Here is a 14,067-nt window from a genome sequence, read left to right as displayed (position 1 = left end):
TAAAAGCCTCCTTTACTTTTTGATATACTCCGCAACATTGACCTGTTTATCCTGAGGCATCACCTGGACAAAAACATTGACTCCCTTTTGGATTAAATCAAGGAAGTTTTTATTTTCTTCCGGGTTGGTGGAAATGTTTTTATACAAAACACTTCTCCCCTCTTTTGCACCCATTCCTCCCACGTCAATCTCATCGATTTCAATTCCGTGATCCACCATGTAATTTAAAATCTCCGGTCCTTTCACAAGAAGGATGGTCGGAGCCTCCAGCCCCTGTTTCATAAATTCCACCGCGTCATCCCTGTTAAAGATTCCGATGGCAATCTCATCGGGCACTGCCATTTCCAGCACATTGATCATAAATTCATCTTCTGCCACTTCATCATCAGCCACGACAACCTGCACTGCATTTTTCTGCTTGATCCATGCCGTCATCACCTGCCCGTGGATCAGCCGGTCGTCAATTCTTGTTAAGACTAAGTTTTCCATGCTTCCTGCCTCCTTCGCTTAAATTCATTCCCTTTACTGCCAATGCTCCCGGAGAGACCGCTTCCTGTATCAGCTCATCCAGTGTGCTCTTTTCCGTCCTCGCGAAAATCAGAGTGATCAGCATCGGCATACTCATACCTGAAACCAGACCGATCTTATGGTCTTTCGCCAGGTATCCTGTACTGTTAAAAGGGGTTCCCCCTGTCACATCCGTAAGAACCAAAGTGCCTTCCTCTGATTCGTATTCTTTTATCTCACTTTCCAGTCTGTTTCTGTATGCTTCCGGCGACTCTCCGGGCATGAGAGGGGCAGCTGATATCCCCTCCTGTTCTCCTGCCACCATTTGGAGGCTTTCTAAGAGACCTTCACAGAAACGCCCGTGGCTTACTAATATAATATGTATCATAACAGCACCCCTCTATCCTACAAATCCCAGCACTCCCAGATAGGATGCCGCAATTCCTACAATGAAGATGCCTATAACGATCCATGTGACATTGATCTTCTTTGAAACAAGCTTCCATACGATCAGGGTAATAGCCAAAGGAATCAGTCCCGGAAGAAGGGAATTTAAGATCTCCTGAAACTTCACGACACCACTGCCCACGGCAATTTTAAACGGTGTATTCACCGTAATCCTTGTGGAAGCCATGCATCCCACAACCATAAGGCCCACAATGCTGAACGCATTGGTCACCTTATCGATCACACCGTTTTTAAGAATTTTCAGCAGAGTAGATTTTCCGTATTTATAGCCGTTCATGAACATGAAATATCCGCATGTAAAAATCAGGATCTCAAACAATACCGTAAAGAATACCGGTCCGACGAAATTCCGGTCCAGAGCCATGGTACAGCCGATACCTGCTAAAATCGGAAACAGGATTCCCTGCATAACGGTGTCTCCGATACCGGCTACCGGCCCCATCAGTCCGGTGCGGACAGAATTGATGTCCTCTGCAGATACGCTTTCTCCGTTGGCTCTGGCCTCTTCCATAGAAACCGTGATCCCGTTAATGATCGGCCCGATGGTAAAGACTTCTGAGTTATAAAATACCATATACTTTTTAAGCTCTCTGACCCGTTCTTCATTGGATTCGTAGAGACGTCTGATCGGCCCAATCATCAGGTTGGCGATTCCTAGTGCCTGCAGCCGTTCATAGTTGTAGCATGCCTCTGTGCTGGTAGTGGCAAGCCATGTCTTTACAAGATCTCTTTTTGACAGTTTTTTCTCATAATCTCTTGCCTGCGTTTCGTCTGTATAGTCTGTGCGCTCTTCATTTTTCTTCAGAGTCAGGCGCTTCACTTTCTTCGTTTTTTCTTCCTTTTTATTATCAGCCATAAACATGATAATTGCAATGATTGCCGCGAAAATCGCAACGGCCATAATATCCAGTTTTAAGTAGATCGTCAGGAAAAATCCGGCGAAGAAATACGGAATCAGCTTTTTCTTTCCAAGATAGTTTAAAAGCATGGCGATTCCAAGGGCGGGCATGATCCCTCCGACGACCTGGAGCGCAGATACAAGACTCTTCGGAATCGCATTGATCAGGGCCGTGCCCCAGGACTTCCCGGACATCACGAGGGCAAAGGCGGGAATCCCATACAGAGCAAAGGCCACCAGGAAAGACGGGACAAAGTTCATGAGCCTCACCCCTCTGATATTTCCCTTCTCAAGCATTCCATCAGCCCTGTGGATCCAGAAAGAGTTTACGGTCATATAAACCTGGTTCAGTAAGAGTCCGAACATACTGAACGGAATGGCAAATGTCACCGCCATGGTCGGGCTTGCGCCTGAAAGAATCGTCATCGCCGTGCCGAAGATCCCCGCTACGATCGTATTGCTCGGCATGGTTCCCCCTGCGGAAATCCATCCAAGATAGATTAACTGAATGTTGGCTCCCGCCAGCATACCTGTCATCGGGTCTCCCATAAAAATACCGGTCAGCAGACCTGTGGTCAGCGGATACACCAGACATTTTGTCACCGGACCGAAAAACCACCACTGGCCCATCGTTGCCAACAAAGCTACTAAAATCGCTGAAATTACCATCTTAAATCCTCCTCTTTTCGATTAGTGTTTTCCGGTTAAACGGACCATCACTTTTCCTTTCTTTGCATACTTCTGTGTCTTAAGCTCCTCGCCCATCTCTTCCAGGTCAAGACTGGCACTGATGATCGCATCGGTATCAAGCTTTCTGCTCTCTAAAAGCGCCACCGCCCGTTTCGTTGTATTTGGATTTAAATAAGAAGTATAGATGCTGAGTTCCTTTGTATACGCCTCAAATTGGTTCATGGAAACCGGCTCATCCGGATCTCCGAGCCCAAACAGCAGTACCCTGGCGTTTTTTCCCGCAATCTTTAGAGACTGCTCCATGGTCGCTTTTAATCCGATACATTCGATAACATAGTCAATATTAAATGTCTCAGCCAGCTTTTCTATCTCTTTGTCGTCCACTGCATAATCGGCTCCCAGCTCAAGAGCCAGCTTCTGTTTCTCTTTCTCCCTCTCAACCACGATAATGACAGAGGCCCCTGAGAGTTTCACCATCTGAAGCATCAGGCTTCCGATAGAACCCAGACCGTAAATTACCACTGCCGAGCCGCTTCGGATCTGAATCAGATCCAGTCCGTGGATCACACAGGACAAAGGCTCTGCGAATGCCGCATTTTTAAGATCCAGTTTCTCCGACACTTTATAGACGTTCTGCTCCGGAGGGTAAACATAGTCAGAAAATCCTTTTGCCACACCGTGCCTTTCAAGACAGAAATTCGGAAGCCCCTGCTGGCAGTAGCTACATTTCCCGCATCCGTAACTGGGATCTGCCGCGACCCGGTCTCCGGGCTTAAAATACTTAACCTTCGGACCCACAGCCGTCACGATCCCGGAACACTCATGTCCGAGGATGATCGGCGGAATCACCGGACTGGCACCGTTTTTCCCCTCAAACTTGTGAATGTCTGTGCCGCACAGTCCGCACCATGCCACTTCGATTTTTACTTCATCATCTTCCGGTTCCCGGTCAGGTATTTCTCTCACTTCATAGGTCCGGTCCCCTGTATAATATCCTGCTCTCATCTGCATCACCCGCCTTAATTGAGATTTTTAAAAAGTTCTATTTTCCTCTGTACTACCTGGTTGACTGCTTCTATACACGGCATTACATTATTTCTAAGAGAACTGCTCTCTGAGGTCTGTCCAAAAAGCTCTTTGGACTTTTTCGTCCAGGTGACCAGAAGTTCTGTACCCACATTAAACTTCCGAATTCCAAGATCGATCACTTGTCTCACGTCTTCATCCTTTACTCCGGTCCCGCCGTGAATAACCAGAGGAAGGTCTACCGCCTCTTTAATCTCTTTCAGTCTTTCAAAATTAATGTTTGTCTTGGACTTATACTGTCCGTGATTGGTGCCGATCGCCACTGCCAGCGCGTCAATCCCTGTCTTCTTCACAAAGTCCACTGCCTCTTTTGGGTCTGTATAGCGTACTTCTGCCTCTGATACGGCTACTCCGTCCTCTGTTCCCCCGACGATCCCCAATTCTGCTTCCACAGAGACATCAAACTTTCTGGCATATTCAATGATCTGCTGTGTCTTTAAAATATTTTCTTTCAGCGGCAGGGATGATCCGTCAAACATGACAGAACTGTAACCGGCATCGATCGCCTCTTTGATCTCATCATACTCTTTTGCATGGTCCAGATGAAGCACCACATCGATTCCTGCTTCCTCTGACATGGTCCTGCACACAGATACCAGATTTTTATGTCCCACATATTTAGCAGTTCCGACACTCGTCTGAATGATCACCGGTGTTCCCTGTTCTTTTGCTGCCAGGATAATCGCTGGAAGCATTTCCAGACTGTGGGTATTAAACGCCCCCACTGCCATGTTCAGTTCATCTGCTTTTTTCAAAACCTTTTTTAAATTTGTATACATCTTAACCTCCTCAAATATTAACTGCTGCCTTTTGTTTTAAAATTCTATTACTTCACCTCCCATCATTTTATCCTAACGTTACAATGTACGGACGTTTGTACTTTTGAATGTATTATACAACTCTTTTTTCGATTTGTAAACAATTTTTAAGCCAGAAGATGAAAAAATCTTCTGGCTTAAGGTCATTCTCATATTCTGTTGTTTATTTAACAGTACTCTCTCCCGCCCAAATCCTGCATTGTGCAATCTTCGGTTCCGGGTCAAATCCTTCTTCTACTCCCATGGTAGACAGCATCTCACACGGAAAATCCGGACAGACTCCACAGTGGTCCAATCCTTTTGCCTCACAGCAGGACTTCACTCCGCACTCACCGCCCCAAAACGGCTGTTTCATTTCTGTGCATCCCGTACAGTGGACCTCCTCTTTTCGCTCACATGAATTGCAGCAGACACCGCATCTTGATTCAAACATAATTATCCTCCTAAAAACTTTATCCTGCAGTTACATAGTTTCTTTTAATTCCTCAATCCACGTTTCCAGTGCCTGTGCCAAGATAAGCTGCTGCTCTAAGACAGCCATTCCTGTTTTCGGAATCTCCGGCAGATGTTCTTTCAGGCTTATATTTTCTTCGATATATCCTTTTAAAGTCTCCATGTTGTTTTCGATCTCTGTCAAACAGGACTTCTGTTTTTCCTTCGGCAGACTGTCCAGATTTACAATGACGGCATTAAAGTCCAGAAATATCCGGACCGGCTTTGAGGCAATCTCCAGCATAAGCTTTTCAAATTGCTTCTCTCCTGCCTCTGTCAAAGAATAAACCGTTTTCTCCGCCATATTTCCTTCTTTTACAACATCCCCTTTCATATAGCCCTTCTTTTCCAGCTGAATAACCTTTTTGTAAATGGAAGGCGTGCTGATTTTTACCCATTTGGATATATTGCGGTACTCTACGATCTTTTGAATATCGTAGGCACTCAAAGACTCCTTTTTCAAAATTCCCAGCACGATAAGATCAATAGTTGCCATGATTTCCCCCTTTTCGCTTGACAACCACTATAATTTATAGTAGTATGTGCTTCGCCGATAAAATTACTATAATTTATAGTAATATATTTTATATTTTATGTCAACCGAAAGGAGAGTTCATTATGAGTGAACAAAACAAAAAGATAGAACTGTTAGGAAGTGCTCCGATACCAAAAGCGCTTTTAGCCATGGGGCTGCCGACTATGATCGGAATGATGATCAATGCCTTATACAACCTGGTAGACGCATACTTTGTGGGAGGGCTGGGGACCAGCCAAATGGGTGCGATTTCTGTGGCATTTCCTCTGGGACAGATTGTGGTAGGTTTAGGTCTGTTATTCGGAAATGGGGCAGCATCCTATATTTCAAGGCTTCTGGGAAGAGGGGAAAAAGAAACAGCAAATAAAGTCGCAAGCACTGCCCTTTACAGCAGTATATTTGTGGGAGCTATAATCATAATTTTTTCCATTATTTTTCTGACTCCAATCCTTAACATGTTAGGTGCAACAAAAAGCATTCTTCCCTATGCAGCAACCTACACAAGCATTTATATCATTTCATCAATCTTCAACATCTTTAATGTAACAATGAATAATATTGTCACAAGCGAAGGCGCCGCTAAGACAACGATGTGTGCCTTGCTGACAGGCGCTGTACTGAATATAGTGTTAGATCCAATTTTTATCTATGTTCTAAATCTGGGTGTCGCCGGTGCTGCGATCGCCACGGCCATCTCACAGATGATTTCTACCGCTGTGTATTTATGTTATGTATTCAGAAAGAAAAGTGTATTTAATTTCAAATTAAAAGACTGCTGTTTCTCTAAAAAGATTATGTCAGAAATTATGAAAATAGGGATACCCACACTGGTCTTTCAGCTGCTGACCAGCCTTTCCATTGCATTAATCAACAAACAGACAAAAGTATATGGAGACTCTGTTATTGCTGCTATGGGCGTGGTCACAAGAGTTATTTCTATGGGAAGTCTCATGGTCTTCGGATTTATCAAAGGCTTTCAGCCGATTATAGGATTCAGCTATGGTGCAAAAAAATATGACCGCTTACATGAAGCGATCAAGACATCTATCTTATGGTCCACAATCTTCTGTTTTATCTTCGGAGCAGCTGCCGCTTTATTTTCTTCATCCATTATATCAGGATTTACAGCAGGCGATATAGAGATGATCCAGGCCGGGCAAACGGCACTGCGGGCAAACGGATTTTCTTTCCTGCTCTTTGGTTTCTATACTGTATACTCATCCCTTTTTCTTGCCCTCGGAAAAGCAAAGGAAGGTTTTATCCTTGGTGCATGCAGGCAAGGAATTTGTTTTGTCCCTGTCATCTTATTACTGCCTGCGGTTTGGGGCATCAACGGAATCCTTTATGCCCAGCCCATTGCTGATGTGATCTCTGCTTTTGTCACAATTTTCATGGCACTGTATCTTCACAGGGAACTTAAGAGTGCAGCAGACGTTGCTGTCCAAATCAGCAGAAATCCCCAACCAGACAGTATGAAATATGAGTCTTAATCCTGTCTGTACAAAATCCCCGTTTCCATGCGGTTTGACGGAACGGGGATTTTTCTCTCTCGCTCATAAAAAAATATTATGTATATTTCTTTCTAAGTAATTTTAATATTATTTTTAAAGCTTTTTTTCAAAAAGCTAACCTCTGAAATCGATTACTATCAAAGGTTAGCTTTGACAAAATATAAAATTAAGCCTTTACAAGCTGTTCACAGTATCTTTTCCATAGTATACCTTAAGAATTAATTCTTTCATCTCTTTTGCCGTCGGCTGAATCGGATTAAATGGCGTTGCCACGTCACTCATTGCTTTCTCTGTTAATTTATCCAAATTTTTAATAAAAGTGTCTTCCTGTACCTTCTCTTTCATTGACTTTGGAATATTAATTTTCTCACTCAGCTCAGCAACTGCATCCGCCAATGATTTTTTCCCAATAAATCCTGCAAGTTCATCATACATTTTTTTAACTTCATCATTCCGACTGTTATATTCCAATCCATATGGAAGCACAATCGCATTGGCAAGCCCATGAGGCACTCCATATTCCGCCCCGAAAGAATGAGCAATCCCATGAACAATTCCTAATCCGGAATTAGAAAATGCGATTCCTCCCATACAGGATGCGGCCAGCATCTCTGCTCCCGCATTTTCATCTTCCGGATTTTCGTACACTTTTTCCAGGCTTTTATATCCATAAAGAAAAGCGGCCAGGGACATCGCCTTTGAAAATGGATTTGCAGTCGGCGTTACATAAGATTCTATTGCATGTGTCAGGGCATCCATTCCGGAAGCTGCCGTTAAACTCTTGGGCATTGTTGCCGTAAATTCAGGATCTAAAACAGCGGCATCCGGAACCAGCCTTCCATTCATGTCTCTGACAGAATATTTTTTCTTTTGTTTCATATCCTTAATTAAAGCTGCGCGGGTTGCCTCGCTTCCTGTTCCGGCAGACGTAGCAATACAGCAGACTTTTGCTTTCACTCTTAAATTCTCTATGATATTCGGAGGCATTGTCTCTTCCAGTGTCCGATACGCAGGATTCTCATAAAACACCCACATAGCTTTTGCTGCGTCCATTGCTGACCCGCCGCCAAATCCAATAATCCAGTCCGGTTTAAAAGTTTTCATTCTTTCTGCACCCTTTAAAATTGTTTGAAAACTTGGCTCCGGTTCAACTTCTGTGTAGGCCTCGTATTCAAAACCGGCTTCTTCTAAAACATCCGTAACTTTTTTATAGGAGCCGACATCGATAAGAACATTTCCGCTCATGACAATAAATGCTCTTTTCCTGGGTCCTTCCAATGTCTTAAGCTGCTGTACCGCATTCTTCCCCCAGAATACTTTTTCGCACCCCAATTTAATAGAATACACGTGATCACCATCCTTTACTCTCTAGTAAACAATACAATTTTTAATTACTTTTTGGGCCGCATGTTCAAGTATCGCCTCTTCCAGCTCCTCAAGCGGATATTCCTTTTGAATAAAATCATCACTTTGGATTACTCCCATTTTTAACAATTCCAACGCAGTCTGAACATGTCTCGGCGTTGTGTGAAATACTCCTTTGACCGTTATTTGTGAATAGTGCAGAAGAGTTGCATCAAGAGAAAGGATACTTTTTTCCTTTGTTCCGCCGAACAAAAGAACAAAACCGGCTTTTCTGGCCATCTTAACACTGCTTTCCCATACATTGATCAGACCGGTGGCCTCAATTACAATATCTGCACCCCTGCCTCCTTCTGTCATCGCTTTTACTGCAAATGCGCTGTCCTCAATGTTTGTAATATTTAATATCTCATGAACCCCAAGCTTCTTTGCAAGCTCCAATCGATTTTGTGCCTTATCCGTAACAATAACATGGGCACCTTTTAACACTGCAAGCCTCGCAAACATCAGGCCGATCGGTCCTGCACCGTTTACCGCTACCACATCGCCTAAGTGAATGGGACATTCCTCAATACCGTATACAGCACAGGAAAATGGTTCCATCAGACAAGCATTCTTATGAGAAATTGATTCATCCAGCAAAAACATATTCTGTTTTACGATTCTCTCCGGTACTTTTACATATTCTGCATATGTCCCTCTGTTAAATAACATGTCTTCGCACATAGACGGAAATCCCTTTTTACAGAAATAGCAATGATTACATGGGGCTGTATTGTGAACAGCAACCCGGTCTCCTTCTTTGAAATTCTTGACCTTTTTCCCCACTGCGGCAATCACTCCTGAGTATTCATGCCCGAATGGATGCGGTGGTTTCAATAAAGGATATCCTCTCTTATATATTTTTACATCCGTCCCACACGTAGCAGAGATCTTGTTTTTTACTAAAACATCTCCTTCCCCGATTTCAGGGACTTCACATTCTTCAATCCGAAGATCTTCCTGTTCATACAAAACTGCTCTTCTCATTTTCATTCCTGGGCTCTGCTCCTCTTTAAATTAACTTGGAAATCCCGGTTCCAAAAGGAAAACCGGGATTGGAACATCAGTAACAATTAGATGTTTGATCTTCTTTGTCTTTCTTAGGCTGTCCATACGATTTAAATTTCTCCATAACCACGTCCATTTCTTCGTCGCTTAAAACGACCGGTTCGCCGACTGACATCGCCCGATACTGCATTTCCGCACAAAATTCCATATTCACTGCCAGCCCAAACGCTTTTTCAATCCCAGGTCCGCAGGTCAAAAGCCCGTGATTTGCAAGTAAAACAGCTTTTCCCTTTCCGCAGGCTTTGATTGCTGCCTCCGCAAGCTCTGGAGTTCCGAATGTACAGTATGGTGCGCACGGTACCTCTGCTGTTCCTGCACCTCCGATGACATAATGCAGTGCCTTAATCGGCATATTAAGACATGCAAACGTTGTACAATAAGCAGAATGTGTATGTACGACTGCCCCTGCATCCGGTTTATTTACATAAAAGACTGTGTGCAGGCCCCATTCACTGGAAGGCTTTTTATCACCTTCAACCACATTTCCTTCTAAATCCATCACAACGACATCCTCCGGGACAGTTTCAAAATAGCCTACGCCGGACGGACTGATTGCCATCAGCTTTTCTTCTGCATTATAGATACTGATATTTCCGCTTGTCCCTTTGCTGAGACCGGCTGCACTCATTTTTTTGCCGTACTCGACTACCAATTCTCTTTCTTTTTTTAATAGCATATTGTTCCCCTTTTTAAAATGTGATCTGGTTTAAATTGACGATCATATCACCGGTTTTTGTTTCCCAGAAACGATTAATCGTGTCTGTCAGAAGTTTTGGAGATTTTGGAAGAGCATCGACAACGTTTCCGGCGTTATGCGGCGTTAAAGTAATATTATCCAGTTTCAGTAACGGATCATCCTTATCCAGCGGTTCATTCCAATACACATCTAATGCTGCTCCGCCAATCCTTTTATTCTCTAATGCTTCTATAAATGCTTCTTTATCCAGGACCTTTGCTCTGGATGTGTTGATCAGATACGCCGTCGGTTTCATAAGACTGATAACTTCTTCATTAATACTGTTTTCAGTCTCTGGTGTTACTCTTAAATGAAGCGATATAATATCTGCTTCTCTGAACACTTCTTCTCTCTCTTTCATTGTTACAGCAATGCCTTTGGCATTCATGACATCCTGCGTCACAAAAGGATCATAAGCAATGATTTTCATGCCGATCCCGGCAGCTTTTTCCGCCACTAAACGTCCGATATGTCCCAGCCCTATGATCCCTACTGTCATCTCTCTCATTGCAGTGGTATATGCTGAATTAACATACTCTTTTCTCCAGATGCCCTGTTTCATTGCCGCATGGGCTCTTGCAATGTTTCTTGTCTCTGCAAACATTAAACCGATCGCAAAATCTGATGTAGCTTCCGCATTTCTGATCACATGCATCACTGGAATATTTTTTTCAGTCGCGGCTTCCACATCTACATGCTCCAGACCCCCGCGGCATGTTCCGATCAATTTTAGGTTTTGAGCCCTCTCAATTAATTTTCTCGGAACGGGACAAAAATGTACCAGCAGAATATCTGTATCTTTTATCTCAGTATAAAGTTCTTCCGGGATCTCTTCTGCCTCCGGTCCCCTTGTTTCTATGTTTAAAGCCTTTTTCTGAAAATCCTTTCGGTCATCTGCATTCCATATCATCTCTTTAATTTCCGGTTCATCATCAATATTCAGGCTTTTTGCGGCTTCTGCCAGCAATCCGCTGCTCACGATGATGTCCCCTACTACTGCAATCTTCATAATTTCCCCTTTCGTTTCAAACTATCTTTCACACTGGGTCTTATGCAGTTTCTCCGCCCGATGTTCCTGCGGCTGCCTGTGCTCCTCCCATCGCATTGTGTTCTAAATAATCCCATACTTTTTGTTTATTCTTCTTAAATAATACGAAGCACAAAAGATAGACAGCTATAACCAGTCCAATAATGATTGGGTTCATGGTTAGGAATGCGTATGTAATAAGTCCTGCCGTACAGTTTGACAAGATAAATCCGATAATTAAAACGGTTCCTGCAGTCACTTCATATCCGGCATTTACTGCGATCTCAGTAAATACAGCTGCCCAGGAGGATGCCATTAACAGCTTTGCGCAGAACACAATGCAGGCTGCAATCCAGGATTTAAAGATGTTGCCGTTTGACAGAGATACCGGTACTTCTACCATATATGGAAGAGAAGGTAAAACCATCACCGGAAGAACGATATTTCCAGGCAAAATGAAGGCTAACAGAAGGGCGACCGGGATAACTAACAGGCCTGTTGTCAATGTAGCCGCTTCTCCATATCCCAATGCATCATTTACTGCGATGATAAACTCCCGGTCCTTTCCATACTTTGATTTCTTTAATGTCTTTCTTGAGTAATCCGTAATGACCGTAAATCCTGAGGCAAACAATCCCGCAATTTTAGGGAAGATTGCCATTACCGCTGAACAGGTGACTGCAACATCTGCAACCTGTCCCCATGAAGTCATCTCATTTAAAGTAGAGATATTTCCGACAATTCCGAGGATCAGGCCCACGATCAAGCCTACATACATTGGTTCACCCAGGAATCCGATTTTCTTCTTGATCGCGTCTGGTCTTAAATTAATTTTATCTGCTCCTAATTTCCCGAGTATAAAGTCTAAGACTAAATACAGCGGTACATCCCCCATGTGATGAGGTGCTATCATTGCACAGCCTGGATAGTGGTAGTATGTTGACCATCTCTTTTGAACAATCTCCGCAAGCAGCAAGACAACCAAATTGACAAAAAGCATAAGAACAAATGATATCACAAGATTTCCTTTGATCTGGTATAACAGCGATCCCCATACGATGATTGAGTAATTATTCCAAAGATCCGACGGCTGAAAAATATCTGTAATTTTTACAAGGAAGATTACAATCTGGAAGATCAGCCCGACTCCGATAAACATCATTCCGATGTCTGTCGAATAAGCCACCGAAGCAACGGCCTGCCACCCTACATCCAGCGCCGGCAGATTGATTCCAGTCTGTTCAATCAGTTTTGTCACTAATGCTGATAATACGCTGCCAAACGCACTGGTTATAAACGCCATACCTTTCAAACCGACACCGATCAGCACAGCAGACATAAAAGCCTTTTTTACCGGCGCTTTGAATATTAAACAAATAATAAAGATGATAATCGGCACTGTTATATAGTTTCCGAATGTATCAAAAAACAGTTTCAGTGTATCCCACATATTTCAACCTCCTCGTATGAATGTTTTCCCGCTTTTCAAAGCTACAGTTCCAGATTCTCTACCTCCTGCATTAATTCTTCAATAAATTCCTCTTCATTAATGCCCACAAGGAAACCTGTGGCATTCAAAATGGGAACCCCGTAGTTTCCTTCCACAGGGCTTGTGTAAACGATCAAGTCATAACCGCCTCCCTGCATGGCACCCGGAACACCTCCGGGACTCACTTCCGTAGCTTCCATCTCATATCCTTTTTCCTCAAATATATCTGCTAATTTTGAAGAAAGCATTGCTGAGCTCACCGTTCCCGAACCGCACACTGATAATACTTTTATTGCTCTCATAATTTCTCTTCCTTTCTAATCTTCTAAAATTTTTAAACAATCCAGGATTTCTGATCTGTCTTTAGAATCCCTGATTTTCTTCAACAGCTCTCCGTCTTGAATGATCTTCATCATCTGCTTCAGCATACTGATCTGCATATCTGAGTCTTTGATCACCAGAGGAATGATCACTTCACAATCCAGCCACACATCTTTTGTTCCCATTGCACAAAATCTTACAGGTTCTCTGGGTATGATGACACCTACCGCCGGTTTATTTACATATGTATTATTTGTATGGGGAATCGCAATCGCAACTCCTTTTCCGGGCAAACCGGTGGGATATACTTTCTCCCGGTCTATCACAGCTTGTGTATATCCTTCTTTTACATACCCTTTTTCATAAAAAATCGTTCCGCCGAGCCGAATGCAGTCTTCTGCCGTTTTAACTTCTGCATCCATAACTACAAGTTCTTCATCTAGCAGTTTCAAAAATGGTCACCTCTTTCTTTTTTAGACTTTTATAGAATATTTGGTTATCGATAACTTAATTTCTAAATACACTATAACACCGATGTTTTTTATCAAAAAGAGCAGTTTCTTTCACTTTTTATTTCGCCGGTTTTACATTTTTTATACCTGTTTTATAAGAAAAATATATCCCATACCGTAATGGCTGCTCCGAACACAATAAGCGCCCCTGCGGCAAAACGGACATACCTGAGTGTTTTGGGGATTCCGAATTTTTCATAGTTATGAAAATGCATAAATACCAGAGGCCACTTACATAAACACATCCCTATGACAACTAACGGTATATGTGTCCACCAGCCTTCCATTGAGAAACCAATGCTTATTAAATTAACAGCAGCACATATTCCAATAATGACATATGCTTTGAGCCTTGACGCTTGATCCCATTTAATAAATCTGGACGTTTTGTTATAACAGTCCATACTACAGCACTGGACTTCTTCTTTTTCCCTTTTCAGCCAAACAGCTGCCGGCTTTTTAGTGATTGGCTGCCCACAGTATATGCACCTTTTTTCCATAGAAA

Annotated in this window: 16 protein-coding genes; 1 reads left to right on the top strand and 15 read right to left on the bottom strand. The window is 43.0% G+C overall.

Annotation, left to right across the window (positions count from 1 at the left end; all coding sequences use genetic code 11):
• Positions 1 to 12: 12 nt before the first annotated feature.
• The 7 genes from ANCC_RS02030 to ANCC_RS02000 form a co-directional block, all read right to left on the bottom strand.
• Complete coding sequence (locus tag ANCC_RS02030) at positions 13 to 489, bottom strand: PTS sugar transporter subunit IIB (protein WP_006567688.1); 477 nt, start codon at positions 487 to 489, stop codon at positions 13 to 15.
• Positions 461 to 895: a PTS sugar transporter subunit IIA gene (locus ANCC_RS02025; RefSeq protein ID WP_006567689.1), complete on the bottom strand. Its 435-nt coding sequence runs from the start codon at positions 893 to 895 to the stop codon at positions 461 to 463. The genes ANCC_RS02030 and ANCC_RS02025 overlap by 29 nt, the downstream gene beginning before the upstream one ends.
• Positions 896 to 907: 12 nt before the next feature.
• Positions 908 to 2,542: a PTS system mannose/fructose/sorbose family transporter subunit IID gene (locus ANCC_RS02020; RefSeq protein ID WP_006567690.1), complete on the bottom strand. Its 1,635-nt coding sequence runs from the start codon at positions 2,540 to 2,542 to the stop codon at positions 908 to 910.
• 21 nt (positions 2,543 to 2,563) lie between these two features.
• Positions 2,564 to 3,568 (bottom strand): zinc-dependent alcohol dehydrogenase family protein, encoded by a 1,005-nt coding sequence (locus tag ANCC_RS02015; protein ID WP_039946780.1) that lies wholly within the window; start codon positions 3,566 to 3,568, stop codon positions 2,564 to 2,566.
• 14 nt (positions 3,569 to 3,582) lie between these two features.
• Positions 3,583 to 4,428, bottom strand: a complete 846-nt coding sequence (locus ANCC_RS02010) for a class II fructose-bisphosphate aldolase (protein WP_006567692.1) — start codon at positions 4,426 to 4,428, stop codon at positions 3,583 to 3,585.
• Positions 4,429 to 4,630: 202 nt separating this feature from the next.
• Positions 4,631 to 4,900 (bottom strand): DUF3795 domain-containing protein, encoded by a 270-nt coding sequence (locus tag ANCC_RS02005; RefSeq protein ID WP_009291135.1) that lies wholly within the window; start codon positions 4,898 to 4,900, stop codon positions 4,631 to 4,633.
• A gap of 30 nt (positions 4,901 to 4,930) precedes the next feature.
• Positions 4,931 to 5,455, bottom strand: coding sequence for a PadR family transcriptional regulator (locus ANCC_RS02000; protein ID WP_006567694.1), 525 nt, complete (start codon positions 5,453 to 5,455; stop codon positions 4,931 to 4,933).
• A gap of 122 nt (positions 5,456 to 5,577) precedes the next feature.
• Here ANCC_RS02000 and ANCC_RS01995 point away from each other — a divergent pair, with 122 nt between their 5' ends.
• Positions 5,578 to 6,984: an MATE family efflux transporter gene (locus tag ANCC_RS01995; protein ID WP_039946781.1), complete on the top strand. Its 1,407-nt coding sequence runs from the start codon at positions 5,578 to 5,580 to the stop codon at positions 6,982 to 6,984.
• 195 nt (positions 6,985 to 7,179) lie between these two features.
• Here the strand turns inward: ANCC_RS01995 and ANCC_RS01990 are convergent, their stop codons facing one another.
• The 8 genes from ANCC_RS01990 to ANCC_RS01955 all read right to left on the bottom strand — a co-directional run bounded on the left by ANCC_RS01990 (position 7,180) and on the right by ANCC_RS01955 (position 14,062).
• Positions 7,180 to 8,352, bottom strand: a complete 1,173-nt coding sequence (locus ANCC_RS01990; RefSeq protein ID WP_006567696.1) for an iron-containing alcohol dehydrogenase — start codon at positions 8,350 to 8,352, stop codon at positions 7,180 to 7,182.
• Between the two features lie 21 nt (positions 8,353 to 8,373).
• A complete protein-coding gene (locus tag ANCC_RS01985; RefSeq protein WP_006567697.1) occupies positions 8,374 to 9,402 on the bottom strand; it encodes a zinc-dependent alcohol dehydrogenase in 1,029 nt (342 codons plus the stop codon).
• Between the two features lie 70 nt (positions 9,403 to 9,472).
• Positions 9,473 to 10,153 carry an L-fuculose-phosphate aldolase gene (locus ANCC_RS01980; protein ID WP_006567698.1) on the bottom strand — a complete coding sequence of 227 codons (681 nt, stop codon included), beginning with the start codon at positions 10,151 to 10,153 and terminating at the stop codon, positions 9,473 to 9,475.
• Between the two features lie 13 nt (positions 10,154 to 10,166).
• On the bottom strand, positions 10,167 to 11,222 hold the full coding sequence (locus ANCC_RS01975; protein ID WP_006567699.1) for a 2-hydroxyacid dehydrogenase: 1,056 nt from the start codon (positions 11,220 to 11,222) through the stop codon (positions 10,167 to 10,169).
• A 40-nt stretch (positions 11,223 to 11,262) separates the two neighbouring features.
• A complete protein-coding gene (locus ANCC_RS01970) occupies positions 11,263 to 12,690 on the bottom strand; it encodes a PTS transporter subunit IIC (protein ID WP_006567700.1) in 1,428 nt (475 codons plus the stop codon).
• 41 nt (positions 12,691 to 12,731) lie between these two features.
• Positions 12,732 to 13,031: a PTS sugar transporter subunit IIB gene (locus ANCC_RS01965; protein ID WP_009291130.1), complete on the bottom strand. Its 300-nt coding sequence runs from the start codon at positions 13,029 to 13,031 to the stop codon at positions 12,732 to 12,734.
• Positions 13,032 to 13,046: 15 nt separating this feature from the next.
• Positions 13,047 to 13,502: a PTS sugar transporter subunit IIA gene (locus tag ANCC_RS01960; protein WP_006567702.1), complete on the bottom strand. Its 456-nt coding sequence runs from the start codon at positions 13,500 to 13,502 to the stop codon at positions 13,047 to 13,049.
• A gap of 152 nt (positions 13,503 to 13,654) precedes the next feature.
• A complete protein-coding gene (locus ANCC_RS01955) occupies positions 13,655 to 14,062 on the bottom strand; it encodes a hypothetical protein (RefSeq protein ID WP_006567703.1) in 408 nt (135 codons plus the stop codon).
• Positions 14,063 to 14,067: the final 5 nt, after the last annotated feature.

This window comes from Anaerostipes caccae L1-92 (assembly GCF_014467075.1).
Lineage (GTDB): Bacteria > Bacillota > Clostridia > Lachnospirales > Lachnospiraceae > Anaerostipes > Anaerostipes caccae.
Note: the sequence above shows the minus strand (reverse complement) of the source record. Positions and strands in the feature narration are given on the sequence as shown.